Origin of the sequence: Clostridioides sp. ZZV15-6388 (genome assembly GCF_020657755.1) — a bacterium.
Classification (GTDB): domain Bacteria; phylum Bacillota; class Clostridia; order Peptostreptococcales; family Peptostreptococcaceae; genus Clostridioides.
This window is the reverse complement of record NZ_JAGWCU010000022.1, coordinates 1-17,611: the sequence shown is the minus strand read 5'-3', so window position 1 is coordinate 17,611 and position 17,611 is coordinate 1. Positions and strand designations below refer to the sequence as shown.

Annotated in this window: 14 protein-coding genes and 1 riboswitch; of the genes, 12 read left to right on the top strand and 2 right to left on the bottom strand. The window is 28.3% G+C overall.

What is annotated here, in order from left to right; genetic code table 11:
• Window positions 1–86 precede the first annotated feature (86 nt).
• From htrA to proC, 4 genes are all read left to right on the top strand, one after another.
• The gene (gene htrA / locus KGF48_RS13365; protein WP_227828298.1) at window positions 87–1,166 is read left to right on the top strand and encodes a serine protease HtrA; all 1,080 of its coding nucleotides are present in this window, start codon (window positions 87–89) and stop codon (window positions 1,164–1,166) included.
• A 346-nt stretch (window positions 1,167–1,512) separates the two neighbouring features.
• The gene (locus KGF48_RS13360; RefSeq protein ID WP_227868137.1) at window positions 1,513–2,421 is read left to right on the top strand and encodes a trans-4-hydroxy-L-proline dehydratase activase; all 909 of its coding nucleotides are present in this window, start codon (window positions 1,513–1,515) and stop codon (window positions 2,419–2,421) included.
• A gap of 4 nt (window positions 2,422–2,425) precedes the next feature.
• A complete protein-coding gene (gene hypD, locus KGF48_RS13355; protein WP_227840310.1) occupies window positions 2,426–4,795 on the top strand; it encodes a trans-4-hydroxy-L-proline dehydratase in 2,370 nt (789 codons plus the stop codon).
• Between the two features lie 305 nt (window positions 4,796–5,100).
• The gene (gene proC / locus KGF48_RS13350; RefSeq protein ID WP_227868136.1) at window positions 5,101–5,904 is read left to right on the top strand and encodes a pyrroline-5-carboxylate reductase; all 804 of its coding nucleotides are present in this window, start codon (window positions 5,101–5,103) and stop codon (window positions 5,902–5,904) included.
• 252 nt (window positions 5,905–6,156) lie between these two features.
• On the opposite strand, the gene feoB is transcribed toward proC, so the two are convergent.
• Both feoB and KGF48_RS13340 read right to left on the bottom strand, forming a co-directional pair.
• Complete coding sequence (gene feoB / locus KGF48_RS13345) at window positions 6,157–8,103, bottom strand: ferrous iron transport protein B (RefSeq protein ID WP_227840308.1); 1,947 nt, start codon at window positions 8,101–8,103, stop codon at window positions 6,157–6,159.
• A gap of 17 nt (window positions 8,104–8,120) precedes the next feature.
• A complete protein-coding gene (locus KGF48_RS13340; RefSeq protein WP_227433680.1) occupies window positions 8,121–8,339 on the bottom strand; it encodes a FeoA family protein in 219 nt (72 codons plus the stop codon).
• 206 nt (window positions 8,340–8,545) lie between these two features.
• Between KGF48_RS13340 and KGF48_RS13335 the strand changes: the two genes are divergently transcribed.
• From KGF48_RS13335 to KGF48_RS13300, 8 genes are all read left to right on the top strand, one after another.
• Complete coding sequence (locus KGF48_RS13335) at window positions 8,546–9,055, top strand: Gx transporter family protein (protein ID WP_227828303.1); 510 nt, start codon at window positions 8,546–8,548, stop codon at window positions 9,053–9,055.
• Between the two features lie 77 nt (window positions 9,056–9,132).
• Complete coding sequence (locus KGF48_RS13330) at window positions 9,133–9,294, top strand: aspartyl-phosphate phosphatase Spo0E family protein (RefSeq protein WP_021386276.1); 162 nt, start codon at window positions 9,133–9,135, stop codon at window positions 9,292–9,294.
• Window positions 9,295–9,475: 181 nt separating this feature from the next.
• A complete protein-coding gene (locus tag KGF48_RS13325) occupies window positions 9,476–10,141 on the top strand; it encodes an MgtC/SapB family protein (protein ID WP_227828304.1) in 666 nt (221 codons plus the stop codon).
• Window positions 10,142–10,207: 66 nt separating this feature from the next.
• Window positions 10,208–11,992 carry an oligoendopeptidase F gene (gene pepF, locus KGF48_RS13320; protein ID WP_227868135.1) on the top strand — a complete coding sequence of 595 codons (1,785 nt, stop codon included), beginning with the start codon at window positions 10,208–10,210 and terminating at the stop codon, window positions 11,990–11,992.
• 256 nt (window positions 11,993–12,248) lie between these two features.
• Entirely contained in the window at window positions 12,249–13,082 is an 834-nt protein-coding gene (locus KGF48_RS13315) for a phosphate ABC transporter substrate-binding protein (protein ID WP_227828306.1), read from the top strand.
• Window positions 13,083–13,335: 253 nt separating this feature from the next.
• A riboswitch (cyclic di-GMP riboswitch) is annotated at window positions 13,336–13,419 on the top strand.
• A 576-nt stretch (window positions 13,420–13,995) separates the two neighbouring features.
• Window positions 13,996–14,673: a response regulator transcription factor gene (locus KGF48_RS13310; protein ID WP_227841187.1), complete on the top strand. Its 678-nt coding sequence runs from the start codon at window positions 13,996–13,998 to the stop codon at window positions 14,671–14,673.
• A gap of 78 nt (window positions 14,674–14,751) precedes the next feature.
• Window positions 14,752–16,767: a sensor histidine kinase gene (locus KGF48_RS13305; protein ID WP_227868134.1), complete on the top strand. Its 2,016-nt coding sequence runs from the start codon at window positions 14,752–14,754 to the stop codon at window positions 16,765–16,767.
• Between the two features lie 49 nt (window positions 16,768–16,816).
• Entirely contained in the window at window positions 16,817–17,497 is a 681-nt protein-coding gene (locus KGF48_RS13300; RefSeq protein ID WP_227433687.1) for a response regulator transcription factor, read from the top strand.
• Window positions 17,498–17,611 lie beyond the last annotated feature (114 nt).

The following is a 17,611-nucleotide window of genomic DNA, read 5'->3' as shown; positions in this document are numbered from 1 at the left end:
AAAATAGATGATTTCATTTTTTTATGGAAAATTGGGAAAAATATATTTTGATAATTTATATTATATTAGATAGGGAGTGGTGTGAGATGTCAAGAAGAAAGAAAGGTATAAGTTTAGTAATATTAGTCGCTATAATAAGTTCAATACTTAGTAGTTTACTAACAATAATTTTAGTTAAAGATAATTTAGGAAGTAAATCTACAGGAAGTTCTACACCTATAGTTGTAAATGATGATGGAAAGAGCCAAAATATTTATCAAGCAGTTGCAGAAAAGGCAACACCATCTGTTGTAGGTATTACGACAACTAGTGTCGATACTAGTAATATGTTTGCAATACCAACTGAAACACAAGGAGTAGGAACTGGGATTATAGTAGATTCAAATGGATATATACTTACTAATTCTCATGTTATATCAGATGGTCAAGCAACTAGTGTTAATGTTTTATTTAATGATGGTTCAACAACATCAGGTAAAGTGGTATGGTTTGACCAACAACTTGATTTGGCTATAGTTAAAGTTGATAAAACTGGATTAACACCAGCTGAATTTGCAGATAGTGATAAAGTAAAAGTTGGAGATATATCAATAGCAATAGGTAACCCACTTGGACTAGACTTCCAAAAGACAGTTACTCAAGGGATAATAAGTGGATTAGATAGAACTATACAAACAGAAAAAACTAATATGACAGGATTATTACAAACTGATGCAAGTATAAATGCAGGAAATAGTGGAGGGCCGTTGTTAAATCAAAAGGGTCAAGTAATTGGTATAAATACAGCAAAAGCTTCTCAAGCAGAAGGGTTAGGATTTGCGATACCAATCAATACAGCTAAAAGCATAGTTGAAGAAGTAATAAAAACTGGAAAATATGAAAAAGTAACTTTAGGTATAAAAGGAACAGATGTATCAAATTATGAAGCAGCTACAGGTACAAAATTAAGTACTGACAAAGGAGTATATGTTGCAGAAGTGATATCTGGTTCATCAGCAGAAAAAGCAGGAGTAAAAGTAGGGGATATTATAACTAAAGTAGGAGATGCAGATATAACTGGTATGAATGACCTTAATAAAAAGTTATATACTTTCTCAAAAGGTGCTAGCACAAAACTTACATTAAATAGAGGCGGAAAAGCAGTAACAATAAATGTAAAATTCTAAATGTGACTAGAGAAACAGAGACTACATGGTAAAGTGTAGTCTCTATTTTTATTTAATTTTTATAGTATATATATCTAAATTAATTAAAATAACATATTGTTTATAGAGATTATCTATATTTACTTATAAAAATAAAATTAATAAATATTTAAATTTAATTTATAAAATCAATATAAATATCATAATAAAATAAAATTTTTTAATATTACTAAAAAAATATAGACAAAATAATAACAAATATAGTATTATGTAATTGTAGAAATGCTTTTCATAGAAATGACCTATGAAGATGAATTACATAAAGATGAAAAAAATGAAATGGATATTCTTTAGGGGTGAAAAAATTATGAATCCATTAGTTATAAATTTACAAAAATGTAGTATACATGATGGTCCAGGGATAAGAAGTACAGTTTTTTTTAAAGGATGCCCACTTGAATGTGTTTGGTGTCATAATCCAGAAAGTCAAACATATACAAAACAAGTTTTGTATAATGAAGAGAGATGTTCAAGATGTGAAGCATGTATAAATATATGTCCTCACAAAGCAATTTACAAAGGTGAAGCGAAAATATGTCTAGACCAAGATAAATGTAAGTTTTGTGAAACTTGTTTAGATTATTGTATAAACAATGCTAGAGAAATAGTTGGTCAAGAGTATTCTGTTAAAGAACTGGTTAAAGAGATAGAAAAAGATAGAATTTTCTATGAAGAATCAGGTGGAGGAGTAACTTTATCAGGTGGAGAAGTAATGGCTCAAGACATGGATTTTATTTATGGAGTAATAAACATGTGTAAATCAAAGGGAATTCATGTAGCAATTGATACTTGTGGATATGCAAAGTCAGAAAATTATGAAAGAGTTGCTAAATATGCAGATTTGTTCTTATACGATATTAAACTTATTGATGAGGAAAAACATATAAAATTTACAGGAAAATCAAATGATTTAATACTTAAAAATGTTAAACTTTTGAGTGAATCAGGAGCTAATATAAATATAAGAATACCATTAATTGTAGGAGTAAATGTAGATGATGAAAATTTAGAGGTTAAAAAAATGATAGAATTTTTAAAGCCTTTGAATATAAAAGATGTAAGTCTTCTTCCATATCATAATATTGGTAAACATAAGTATGATAAAATTTATAAAAAATATGAAGGAGAAGAGTTACAAAGACCTACTGAAGAAAAATTAGAAGAAATAAAAAGGCTGTTTGAAGCAAGTAATTTCAATACTAAGATTGGGGGGTAATAAAATGTCAAGAGGAACTTTTGAAAGAACTAAAAAATTAAGAGAAGAAAGTGTTAATGCAGAACCACACATATCTATTGAAAGAGCAGTACTTATGACAGAAGCTTATAAAAAATATGAAGGAAGTGTAGAAATTCCTGTACTTCGTGCTTTATCATTTAAACATTACATTGAAAATAGAACTCTTAGTATAAATGATGGAGAATTAATAGTAGGCGAAAAAGGAGATTCACCTAATGGAGCACCAACATATCCAGAAATTTGTTGTCATACAATGGAAGATTTAGAAGTAATGCATAATAGAGACATAATAAATTTTAGTGTATCTGAAGAATCTAGAAAAATACATCAAGAGGAAATAATACCTTTCTGGAAAAAGAGACAAACAAGAGATAAGATAATAAATGCTATGACACCTGAATGGTTAGCAGCATATGAAGCAGGTATGTTTACAGAGTTTATGGAACAAAGAGCTCCAGGACACACAGTTTGTGGAGATACAATATATAAAAAAGGATTTTTAGATTTAAAGAAAGATATAGAAGCAAGACTAAAAGAATTAGATTTCCTTAATGACTTAGATGCATACAACAAAAAAGCTGATTTAGAAGCTATGGCAATCGCTTGTGATGCAATGGTTATATTAGGAAAGAGATATGCTGAAAAGGCAAGAAAAATGGCAGAAGAAGAAACTGATGAAGCTAAGAAAAAAGACCTATTGTTAATTGCTGAAACTTGTGATGTTGTACCAGCTCATAAGCCAGAAACTTACCATCAAGCTATACAAATGTACTGGTTTGTTCATATAGGGGTTACTACTGAGCTTAATATATGGGATGCATTTACTCCAGGAAGACTAGACCAACATTTAAATCCTTTCTATGAAAGAGATGTAGAAAATGGAATATTAGATAGAGAAAAAGCACAAGAATTACTTGAATGTTTATGGGTTAAATTTAACAATCAACCAGCACCACCAAAAGTTGGTATAACATTAAAAGAGAGTAGCACATATACAGACTTTGCAAACATAAATACTGGTGGAATAAATCCAGATGGTCAAGATGGTGTTAATGAAGTTAGTTATATAATACTTGATGTTATGGATGAAATGAAATTAATACAACCTAGTTCAAATGTTCAAATAAGTAAAAAGACTCCTCAAAAATTCTTAAAGAGAGCTTGTGAAATATCAAGAAAAGGATGGGGTCAACCAGCATTTTATAATACTGAAGCAATAGTTCAAGAGCTTATGGAAGCTGGTAAAACTATAGAAGATGCAAGACTTGGAGGAACTAGTGGTTGTGTTGAAACTGGATGTTTTGGTAAAGAAGCATATGTTTTAACTGGATATATGAATATTCCAAAAATACTTGAATTAACATTAAATAACGGTTATGACCCAATTGCTAAAAAGCAAATAGGTATTAAAACTGGAGACCCTAGAGATTTTAAATCTTATGAAGAATTATTTGATGCATTTAAAAAGCAGTTACATTATATGATTGATATAAAAATACAAGGAAATGCTGTAATAGAAAATATATGCGCAAAACATATGCCTTGTCCACTTATGTCTACAATAGTTGATGATTGTATAGCAAAAGGCAAAGACTATCAAAGAGGTGGAGCAAGATATAATACTAGATATATACAAGGTGTTGGTATAGGAACTATAACAGATAGTTTAACAGCAATAAAATATAATGTATTTGACAAGAAAAAATTTGATATGGATACATTACTTAAGGCACTTGATTCTAATTTTGAGGGATATGAAGCTATACTTAACATAGTTGCAAATAAAACTCCTAAGTATGGAAATGATGATGATTATGCTGATGGAATAATGGAAGAAATATTTAATGCATATTACAATGAAGTAACTGGTAGACCAACTGTTTGTGGTGGAGAATATAGAGTAGATATGTTGCCAACTACTTGCCATGTATACTTTGGAGAAATTATGGGAGCAAGTGCAAATGGTAGACTTTGTGCAAAACCAGTTTCAGAAGGAATCTCTCCAGAAAAAGGTGGAGATACTAATGGACCTACAGCAGTTATAAAATCTTGTGCTAAGATGGATCACATAAAAACTGGTGGAACATTGTTAAATCAAAGATTTGCGCCATCAGTAGTGCAAGGTGAAAAAGGATTAGACAATATGGCTAATCTGGTAAGAGCATACTTTAATATGGATGGACATCATATACAATTCAATGTATTTGATAAAAATGTATTATTGGAGGCTCAAAAGAATCCTCAAGATTACAAAGACTTAATAGTTAGAGTTGCAGGATATAGTGACCATTTCAATAATTTAAGTAGAACATTACAAGATGAGATAATAGGTAGAACTGAGCAAACATTCTAGGATTGTTTGTAAATGAAACTTCTTACTATATAAAAATGTAGCTGGTATAATGGTATATATATTACTAGATAACATTTTAAAAAATTTTAGATTAATTCTGAGCTAACTTTCTGGATGGGAAGTTAGCTCGTTGAGTTTAATGAAAAAATCGTTAAATTTATATTTAATAAACTATATAAAGAAGTAATTTATAATAATCATAATAAAATTATATTTTATAATAACTAAGATAATTTTAAGCAGTTAAAATATTGTAAATTTAGCTACTTTAAAATAAAAACTAATAGAAAAAGAGGAGATTTGATATGAAAACTTTAGGATTTATTGGTTCAGGAAATATGGGAAGTGCAATGATAGGTGGTATAGTAAAATCAGGATTAGTAAAAGCAGAAGATATAACTGTATCAGACTTAAGTCAAGTTGCTTTAGATAAAGTAAAAGAACAATTTGGAATAAATACTACAACTGATTCAAAGGTAGCTGTTGCAAATTCAGATGTAGTGATAGTAGCACTTAAGCCTAATATATGTGAAAAAGCTTTAGCTCCACTTAAAGAATTAATAGATGCAAGTAAAATAATAGTATCAATAGCAGCAGGAAAAACTATAGAAACTCTTGAAAGCATTATAGGTTCAGATAAAAAGATAGTAAGAGTAATGCCAAATACTCCAGCACTTGTTGGAGAAGGTATGTCAGCTCTTTGTAAAAATGCAAATGTAACTGCTGAAGAATTGAATATGATTAAAGCTCTATTTGAATCATTTGGAGAAGCAGAAATAGTAGCAGAATATTTAATGGATACGGTTACAGGTATTAGCGGTTCTTCTCCTGCATATGTATTTATGTTTATAGAAGCTATTGCAGACGCAGCAGTACTAGCTGGTATGCCAAGACAGCAAGCTTATAAATTTGCATCTCAAGCCGTTATGGGCTCTGCTAAGATGGTTCTTGAAACTGGAAAACATCCAGGTGAATTAAAAGATATGGTTTGTTCTCCAGCAGGAACTACTATAGAAGCAGTTAGAGTGTTAGAAGAAGAAGGATTTAGATCAGCAGTTATAAAATCTATTGTTGCTTGTGTAGATAAATCTAAAGATATGAGCAAATAATTGATTTTAGATATATGCGTTTTTTCGCATTAGCTTGAAGCAATAGAAATTTGCCTAGACGAAAATGAAAATGTTAGTCTAAATTAGCTAGAAGAATACAGCTTTTTTATAAATTTTATAACTTTAAAATAAAAACGGTATAGCACTTAATTATGCTATACCGTTAATTATTCCAAAAAATTTTCTTATGAATCTATCCTTTAGAAGATAATACCATAATTTATTTACTTTTAAATATAAGATATCTATATATTAATGTATACTACTTTTTTTGTTATCATCTTCATCTATTGAGCAAGAATTAGAACCTGGACATCCAGAGCAACCAGAACATCCACTACAGCTACTTCCATTTTTTGTAGATTTAAATTTATTAAACAAAATTAAAAATGCAAGAACTATGATTATTCCACCAACTAAAGCTTCCATTATTGAATTTCCCATAAATAGTACTCCACCAATGCTTTTAACTATAAAAGCCATTATCCATGCTAATATAAATTGATATGCAAATGATGCAAACATCATCTTATTGCCATATTCTTTTTTCATAGTTGCAAGAGCAGCTATACATGGAGTATATAGAGCTGTAAATATTAAGAATGTATATGCAGTAACGCCATTAAATATTGTTGGCAATACAACAGTCAAATTACCATATAGTATATTCAAAGAGTTTACCACGATTTCTTTTGCTCCAAGACCACTTAAGATAGCAACTGAAGTTCTCCAGTCATCAAAACCAAGAGGTTTAAATATAGGAGATATAATATGCCCTATAGTAGCTAAAAAGCTTACATTTATATCTTCTGTAAATCCAAATACATTAAATGAAGAAAGTCCCCAAATAACAACTGACATTGCAAACATTACAGTAACAACTCTTATTAAAAATCCTTTTGATTTATTCCAAGTATTTTTAATAAGTGCATCTATAGTAGGTATTCTATATTCTGGTAACTCTAATATAAATGGTTCAGCTTCTGTCTTAAAAGCTGTTTTATTTAAAAATAGTGCAACCACAATTGCCATAACTATACCAACTAAGTATAATGATGTAGTTACTAAAGCAGCATTGTGTGGGAAAAATATAGCTACAAATAATGCATATATAGGTAGCTTTGCTCCACAAGTCATAAGTGGTGCAATAAGAGCTGTAACTCTTCTGTCTTTTTCACTTTCTAGTGTTCTAGTTGCCATTATAGCAGGAGAAGAACATCCCATACCCATAACTATAGGTATAAAAGCTTTACCAGATAGACCAACCTTTCTCATAACCTTATCCATCAAAAATGCTGTTCTTGACATATATCCACTATCTTCAAATAGAGATATACCAAAGAATAATGTAAATATTAAAGGGAAGAATGGTAAAGTACCACCAACACCTCCAATTATACCATCAACAATAAGTGATTTAAACCATGGACTAGAGTTAGCTAACATATCACTAACAGGTGTAGAGATATAAGCCTCTATAAGGCCTGCAAAGCCTTCTTGAAGTGGACCTCCAACCCAATCAAAGGTGAACTTAAATAAAAGAAACAATACACCAATAAATATAGGATAGGCTAATATAGGATTTAAAACTATATTGTCTATTTTATCACTGATAGATTTTTTTTGTGTATATGTAGTCTTTGTACATCTTGATAAGATAGATTCCAACTTCTTATATGTTTCTGTTTCACTTCCAAAGTCTGTTCGATATTTAAATGATTTTTTAGTAGCATCTTTAATTTCTGCTTCTATTTTTTCTACACCATCTTTCTTTTTTGCGATGATTGGAACAACGATTACTCCAAGTTCTTCACTTAATTTTTTATCATCTATATTAACACCTTTAGATTCTGCAATATCTAACATGTTAAGCAGTATAACTATAGGTTTATTAAATTGCATAAGTTGAGTTGTTAAGTAGAGATTTCTCGATAAGTTAGAAGCATCTACTACATTTACTATTACATCAACATCTTCATTTTCTAAATATGACTTAGAAACCTTTTCTTCATTTGAGAAAGTATCCATTGCATATATACCAGGTAAATCTACAACCTTTATTTCTTTCCCAATAAATCCTTCTTTTTTTTCAATAGTAACACCAGGCCAGTTACCAACATACTGATTTGAGCCTGTAAGCAGGTTAAAAACAGTAGTCTTACCAACATTCGGGTTTCCTAATAATGCTACATTAATCACGGGTAGCTCCTCCTCTATTATTGTAAAGAAATATTTTTAGCATCAGATTTTCTAATAGCTAGGTCAAATCCTCTAAATCTAATTATAATTGGGTCTCCAAATGGGGCAACCTTTTTAACTTCTATTTCAGTACTATTTATACATCCAAGTGCAAGTAATCTTTTAGATAATTTAATATCTCCATCTATATTATTAATAAGTCCTTTTTCTCCTATTTTCAAATCGTAAACAGTCATTATTAACACCTCCTAATGAAATTCATTATCATTAAAATTGTAACAAGTATGATACAAAAAGTCAAGGATTATAGGGGGAATTACAAGTTCAAATTACTGATATTTATTTTAAATATATTATAGAATATTTTAGTCTAAATTAGGTGTTTTTATATATTTTGTATTATAATGTAATATGATATATAAAATTTGGAGGAGTTAACTTAATGAAAACTAGAAAAATGACATTTTTAGGTCTTATGATAGGATACAGTCTAGCCTTATATGTGTTAGAGACATATATACCAAATCCTCTTATAGTTATATTTCCAGGAGCAAAATTGGGTTTGAGTAATATTATAACTTTAATTTCATTAATGTTGTTAGGTGTCAGAGATACTGTTATAATTGTTACTATCAGGGTAATTTTGTCATCAATATTTGCAGGTCCTCTATCTTATCTTTTATTTAGCATAGGAGGAGCTTATTTGAGCCTTTTATTTATGTATTTAGCAAGTAAAATAAAGGGATTATCAATGATAGGAATAAGTATTTTAGGGGCAATAGGGCATAATATAGGTCAATTAATAGTTGCAAGTTTAATAATAGAAAATATACTTGCTATAGGATACTTGCCATTTATGTTAATGGCATCATTAGTAACGGGTATGTTTGTAGGATTAGTATCTAGGTATACAGTACCCAAATTAAAGCATTTTTATAGTAAGTTTTATTGACATAATATTGACAAAATATAATATTGTTTGATAAAATGTATATAAAAATATACAAATTTGTAATAGTGGTGATTATTATGGCGAACAATGAATTAGAAACGTTAAAAAATGAAATTGAAGCAGTTAGGGAAGAGATAAATACATACATAGAATATCCAGAAATATTTCAAGAAGAGCTCGTAGAATCAAGTAAGAAAATAGATATATTAATAAATAAATACATGTACTTAAGCAAATAGCCCACAGTTGTGGGTTTTTTTGTATTAAAAATTAACAGATATTACTATTTCTCATATCTTAATAATAATATTAAGATATAAGATATTATCTCTGATATAGAAATTATCTGTATGATATGATGTGTGATGTGGAAGTTATTTATATGATATAAATTATAATTGGGTCGGGAGGTTTTATATTATGGGCGATATAGGAACTAAGGAGATAGCAATAAGATTATTATTAGCATTAGTTATAGGAGGCATAATAGGGCTAGAGAGAGAAAAGATAAGGCAGTTTGCAGGATTTAGAACACATATATTAATAGCAATAGGTTCTTGTATTACTTCAATAACTTCAATCCAGTTATTGTCTGACTATAGTTTATATACAAATGCTGACCCAGCAAGAATGCCTGCGCAAGTACTGTCAGGAATTGGTTTTTTAGGTGCAGGAGCAATTCTAAAGAACAAAGGTGGAGTGAAGGGGCTTACTACAGCCGCAGGTATGTGGGCAACTGCATGTATTGGTATAGCAGTTGGTTATGGTTATTATGAGCTAGCAATTTTGGGATGGTTGTTTGTAATGATAGCATTATTTGTGCTTAGGATACTAAATACGTTTCTATTTAGCCAAGAAAAAAATGTATTGATATTAAAAATAAATAATTTAGATTCAATACCTTTTTTATATGATAAATTTGAAAAAAATCAACTTATTGTAAGGAATATGGAAATAGAATGTCGTAGCGAAGAATATTGGAAAGTTAACTTTTTTATATCTTATGATAAGAGAATACACTTACATGATGTTATGAAAGAAATAAATATGATAGAAGGAGTAATAAATGTAGATTATTTGGACTAAAATATATACAATATATTTTGTAAAGCAAATAAAATATAAAAATGAATTAAAATAGAGGTGTATAATATGGGAACTGATAGAAGTACAATAGAAGAAAAATACAAATGGAAAATAGATAAGATGTACTCTACTAAAGAAGACATTGAAAAAGACATAAGTAAAGTAAAAAATCTTATTCAAGAAGTAAAAGAATACAAAGGTAAACTTTCTGAGAGTAAAGAAAATTTATACAAAGTATTAAGTATCTCTGAAAATGCATCTAGAATCATCCAAAATCTATATGTATATACTCACATGAAACAACATGAAGATACTAGAATCAATGATAATCAAGGAAGAGCCACTAAGACAGAAATGCTATCAACTGATTTAGGAGTGGCTACTTCTTATATAGTTCCAGAAATACTGTCTATAGAAGAAGACAGATTAAATGAATATTTAAAGGATGAGAAGTTATCATTTTATACCAAATATATAAAAGATATATTGAGAGATAAACCTCATACTTTGAGTGAAAGAGAAGAGGAAATACTTGCAGCTACATCTGAATTATCAACAGTTCCAGAAAGTGTATATGATATGTTAGCATATGCAGATATGGAATTTCCTGAGATAGAAGATGAAAAAGGTAATAAGGTTAAACTTTCTCATTCAAACTATTCTTTATTTATAAAAAGTAAAAATGGAAGAGTTAGGAAAGAAGCCTTTGAAGGAGAATTTTCTACTTATGGAAAATATAAAAACACATTTGCTTCAACACTTTATGGTGGAATAAAGTCAGAGATATTTTATGCAAAAACTAGAAAATATAATTCAGCAATAGAAGCATCTCTATTTTCAGATGATGTAAGCTTAGATGTTTATAATAACCTTATATCAGCAATAGATGAAAGTCTTCCTATTTTGAATAAGTATGTTGAACTTAAAAAGAAGTTCTTAGGATTAAATGAAATACACATGTATGACTTATATGTTCCTCTAACTGATAAATTTGATATGGATATACCTTATGAGAAAGCGCAGAGTATTATATTAGAAGCACTTAAGCCTCTAGGCGAAGAATACTTAAAAGTTATAAAAAATGCATTTGAAGAAGGTTGGATTGATGTATATGATAATGAAGGTAAAAAAGGAGGAGCTTACTCTTGGGGAAGCTATGATTCGCATCCTTATATACTAATGAGTTATAAAAATGACCTTAATTCTCTATTTACATTAATTCATGAATTAGGTCACTCTGTTCATAGCCATTATTCGAGAACAAGTCAGCCATTTTTATATTCAGATTATAAAATATTTGTTGCAGAAGTTGCATCTACATTAAATGAATTACTTCTTATAAATTATTTATTAGAAAATTCCAAGTCTAAAGATGAAACTATATATCTATTAAATTATTATTTAGAGCAATTTAGGACTACAGTTCATAGACAAACTATGTTTGCTGAATTTGAAAAAATTGTACATGAAAGAGTAGAAAGTGGAGAGCCTCTTACTGCTGATGAATTTACTGATATATACTATAAATTAAATGAGAAGTATTATGGAAAATCTGCAATAGTAGATGAGCAAATAGGGATAGAGTGGGCAAGAATTCCACATTTTTATTCAAATTTCTATGTGTATAAGTATGCTACAGGATTTTCTGCTGCAAGTGCGTTAAGTCAACAGATACTTTCAGAAGGTAGCACTGCTGTAGACAGATATATAAACTTCTTAAAAAGTGGAGGGTCAGAGTATCCTTTAGAACAATTGAAATCTGCTGGTGTAGACATGACGAAGAAACAATCTATAGAAGAAGCTTTAAATGTGTTTTCCAGTTTAGTTAATAAACTAGAAAAAGAATTATAAAATATGATAAATTAATAGATTAGATAAAAAAATATGAGAATATTATACGATGTATTATACTAGTATTGATTGAAGATTACTTAAAAAAATTAATCTAATTTTAAATATACTATATAAAATTAAATCTTTACATGCATTTAACAATATTTACATTTACTTAACCTCGCTCTAATATTCACTTAACAAAAAATATGTATTATTAAAATATAGCAAATATGAAAACAAAAAAATTAAAATATAAGCGGGGGTAAGTAAAATGTTCAAAAAGAAAATAGGAGTTCTTTTAGCTAGTACAATATTGGTTGGAGTCTTAGCAGTGGGATGTGGTTCTGACTCTGGAGGTTCAGGAGACTCAAGTAAAGTTTCTGTTTCAGGTTCAACTTCAATAGGTCCTCTTATGGAAACTATCGGAGAGAAGTTTCAGGAAAAAAATCAAGGTGTTAGTGTAGAAGTACAACAAATTGGTTCTTCTGGAGGTATAAAAAATGCAATAGAAGGAACATCTGAAATAGGTATGAGTTCAAGAGATTTAAAGGATGAAGAAAAAAGTGCTGGATTAAAGGAAACTAAGATAGCAATAGATGGGATAGCATTAATAACTAATAAGGACAACCCAGTAAAAAATCTTACAATGGACCAAATAAAAGGTATATACACAGGAAAGATAACTAACTGGAAAGAAGTTAACGGAAATGATGCACCAATAGTAATAGTATCAAGAGAAGAAGGTTCAGGAACTAGAGATGGATTTCAAGAAATTGTAGGATTCAAGTCAGAAGAATTAACTAAAGATGCACAAATAAGTGATGGTTCAGGAAATATAAAAACTACAGTTGAAGGAAATAAAAATGCTATAGGATATATATCATTTGGATATGTTGATGAGAAAGTAAATAGTTTAAAAGTAAATGATGTTGATGCAACTGATGCTAATGTAATAGCTAATAAATATCCAATATCAAGACCATTTATATTAGTTAATAAAGAAGATAACTTATCAGAAAAAGGTAAAGCTTTGATAGATTATATATTGAGTGATGAAGGACAAGCACTTGTCTCAGAAAAAGGATTCATTAAAGTTAATCAATAAGATAAAGTTAATCATTAAGATAAAAATTTAACATAAAAAATATATGATACCCTGCAAAGTGAGCTTATAAAAATGCTACTATAACTTGCAGGGTATTGTCTATTATTGATGATAGAAATATAAACATTTTTAAGTAAAAAATATATACAGTTAGTACATTATATTTAAAAAATATGTAAATATTGACAAGATAATATTACAATGTTAGAATAGAAAGGAAATTTATCAGGACAATTTAAACACGTTTAATGAAAATATTTTAGAAACTGAGAAGTATACCTTATTATTGGGCATCTAGAGGTATATGGAGTTAGTGGTGCAACCGGCTATGAATATAATTTTATATTGCATAGCTTTTTTTGTTTTAAATTTAACATAATTGATATAAAATTTGAAAATGATAAGTATTAATAACTTTACTTATATGTATAAATGGCTATATTTAGCCAAAGTAGCCCTTTGTTGGAAAAGGGATATTTTTAAAAAAATATAATGCAATTATAATGAAATGATAAAAACTTTATAATTAATTAAAATACATAATATAATTTTTTTATAACAATATATTTACTAAAATAATACAATTTATTTTATATTATAACCATATAAACCGTATAAATCAATACTCAAGCTGGCTAATGGACAAGTTTCTATAAATATCTTATCTTGATGATATATAATGACTTTAAGTTCCATTTTTCCAACAATCGGAGACTTTGATTAGTATTTAATAATGAATGCTTAATATTTAAGACAATGTTCAAGAATTATTCAAAAATACTTAAGTTTTATAGTCTAGTTTGTAAAGATATTATAAAATAATAATATTAGTTAGATAAAAGGTAAAACATTATAATTTGTAATACTTGTAACTTTAGATTATGATTAAAATATTTTTGAATGGAGTGGTGTAATGTATAACTTATTGGTTGTAGATGATGATGTTGATATTTTAAACATAAATCAAATTTACTTTTCTAACATAGGTTTTAATGTATACACAGCAGAGACTGCCAAAAGTGCAATGAAGATAGTAGACAATATAGTTTTAGACTGTATAATACTAGATATTGCATTACCAGATTTAGATGGATATAAAATATGTAATGCTATAAAAGAAAAGGTTAACATACCTATAATATTTTTATCTAATTATGAACATGAAGAGGAAAGAGTTCAAGGTTTTTTATCTGGAGGAGACGATTACATAACAAAACCGTATAGCTTAAAAGAACTTGAACTTAGAATCTATGCTCGAATGAGGCAATATAAAAACATTACATCAGTTCCTAATGTATTAAAGTTTTCATCTTTAGTAATAAATGTAAATTCAAGAAAAGTAACATTTGATGAAAAGAGTATTGACTTAACCACCATGGAGTTTGAAATACTATTATTTTTAGCTGAAAATAAAGAACAAGTATTTTCAAAAATAGAGATATATAATCAAGTTTGGAAAATGCCTGATGTTGGAGACCAACATACTGTACAAGTTCATATTGCACAGATGAGGAAAAAAATTAATTCTTTAAGCAGAGAGCATCAATATATTCAAACCGTATGGGGAAAAGGATATAAGTTTGTACCATAAGTAAGATAATGTAAGCAATAAATAATTCTTGTTTTATCATTTAATATTACTACAAAAGAAAGAGATGTGGTTAATGCAATGAAAAAGTCTAATGTATTAAAAGGAACTCTCATTGTATTGATAGTCTCTCTGTTGGCAATAACAGGATTAAATTTTCTGTATAAATATGATAATAAATATACATATAAGTCTATTAGAGCGAGTGATGGAATTTTAACTATAGATGAGGATACCTTTTCTAAAAATAAACTTGTTTTTTTAATAGATGATTGGGAATTTTACAACCATAAGATATTTAAGCCAAAAGATTTTATAGAGAAACACATAAAACCAGAATACATTTTTATAGGACAATATCCAGATTTTTCTATGAGAAAAGAAAAACAGTCGCCATATGGAAATGCAACTTATCGCATGAGGATAAAAAATGAAGGTAAAGACAAAGTACTAAGCCTAGAACTTCCAGAAATTTTTTGTTCAAGTGAAGTTTGGATAAATGGTGAGATGGTCTCTAAATTGGGAGATATAAGTACAGAAAGATATAGACCTAAAATTAAAAACACAGTAGTAAGTTTTGTTGCAAAGAAAGATACAGAAATTATAATCAATGTGTCCAATTTCTCACATTATTATAGCGGTTTGTATTATCCACCTGCATTAGGAAAAACAAAAGATGTAAGTAATATGATATTTTATAGATTACTTTTTTATAGTATCATTTGTTTTACAACTATTGCAATAGCTATATTTTCTCTAGCTGTTTGGGCACTTTCAAAACAAAGCAAGCTATATTTATACTTTGGATGTATGTGTATTTTTTTTGCTATACATGTGTCATACCCTTTTATACATTTAATGGGGTTTCCTTTAGTGAATTTTACATATGCAGTTGAAGATTCATCATATTTTATAGCAGTTTTATGTATTATTTGTATAAATGGAAACATATCCAAAATTGAGAGAAATAAAGTATATAGATTTTTAATTTTACCATTAGGAATTACTATGTGTATCATATCCATTGTGATACCAGTTATTCTTCTTCCATATGATATATACTTTGTTAATATCTATGGAAAATTAATAGACATATATAAATACGTTGTATTTATTTATATATTGATGTCTTCAATAGTTTCAATTTATAAAAAAACATACTCTGAGCAATTAAGCTCCTATATTTTAGTTTCAGCAGACATAGTGTTTGGTGTCAGTATATTATTTGATGTAGTGACTAGTAATAGGTTTGAACCTATATTTACAGGATGGCAAACAGAATACTGTGGGTTTTTAATAGTTATTTTATTTTCTATTATGATGATAAATAGAAATAGAATAATAATAAAAGAAAATGAAAAACTCACACAAAATCTTGAGCATGAAGTTGAAGTAAGAACTAATGAACTTACAACACTATTAAATGAACGTAAAAAATTCTTGGCAGACGTAGCACATGATTTAAAGGCACCTGTTTCAGCTATACAGGCATTTATAGATTTAATAAAGATTGGGAATATTCATGTAGATGAGGAGACAAAAACCTATCTTTATGCCATAAACCAAAAATCAAATGAAGTGCAAAATAGAGTACGTAGTTTACAAGAATTTACATCACAAGACAAAAAAATTGGCCTTAGTGAAAAAATATGCCTAAATGACTTTATTAGGGAGGTATATGAAAATAATTTACCAGATACACAAGCATGTGGTGTAAATTTTGAAGTTTATATATTAGATAAAAAAATATATGCAAAAGTAAATAAAGAAAGATTGGCTAGAGCATTTGAAAATTTAATTTACAATGCTTTAAGCTTTACTCCATTTGATGGGAAAATAATTTTGTCAGTGAATAAAGAAGATGGATTTGCAATTATTAAAATTTCTGATAATGGCAAAGGGATACCAGCAGAAAATATACCAAAGATATTTGACCGATTCTTTACAGAAAGGGACAATAGTACTTCAAAAGGTCAAGGTTTAGGATTATATATTGTTAAATCCATTATAAGAGAACATGATGGAGAGATTTTTGTAGATTCAGAGTTGGGAAAAGGAACTGTTTTTACAATAAAATTAAGTTTATGTTTTTTATAATAAATGGTTATTTAATATAAAAGAATAATGATATTTAGGAGTGATTATAATGCAAACTAAGATATTAATAATAGATGGAGACAAGAATAATTGCCAGGAATTAAAAAATTTCTTGGAGCAAAAAGGAATAAATGTAGATTTGGCGTATAACTGTGAAGAAGCTATTGGAAAAATATTTAGCAATAAATACGATTTGATATTTTTAGAAATAATCTTAACTGATGGTGATGGATGGACTTTATGCAAAAAGATTAGAAATGTAACTACGTGCCCGATTGTTTATATGACTTATATAAATGAAGACCAAAGTATTTTAAATGCTTTAAATTCTGGTGGTGATGATTATTTAATTAAACCTTTAAATTTAGAAATACTATATGCAAAGGTAAAAGCAATTTTAAGAAGAGTAAATTCATACATAAATAACAATGAAAGTAATACAAGATTAGAAGAATACAATAGAACAAGTGGAGTAATAAAATTAGAAGATAAAATAATAAAATTAACTCCAACAGAAAATAAGTTGTTGAACTATTTTATAGAGAATCCGGAAAAGACCTTAACTACTAAAGAGATATATGAACATGTATGGTTAAATGATTATCTAGAGGATAATTATAGTGTAGTAGTTGCAGTAAATGGACTGAGAAAGAAAATAGAGAAAGATTACAAAAATCCTCAAAAAATCATAACAATAAGAGGAGCAGGATATTACTTTAATAAGGAATAATAAATACGTATAAACAAACATAAATAAGTGTTAAAACGTGCAGTTTTAGCGATATTTAAAATAAGTTATTATAAAATAACTGACTGACATTTAACTGACAAAACCTATTTTTTT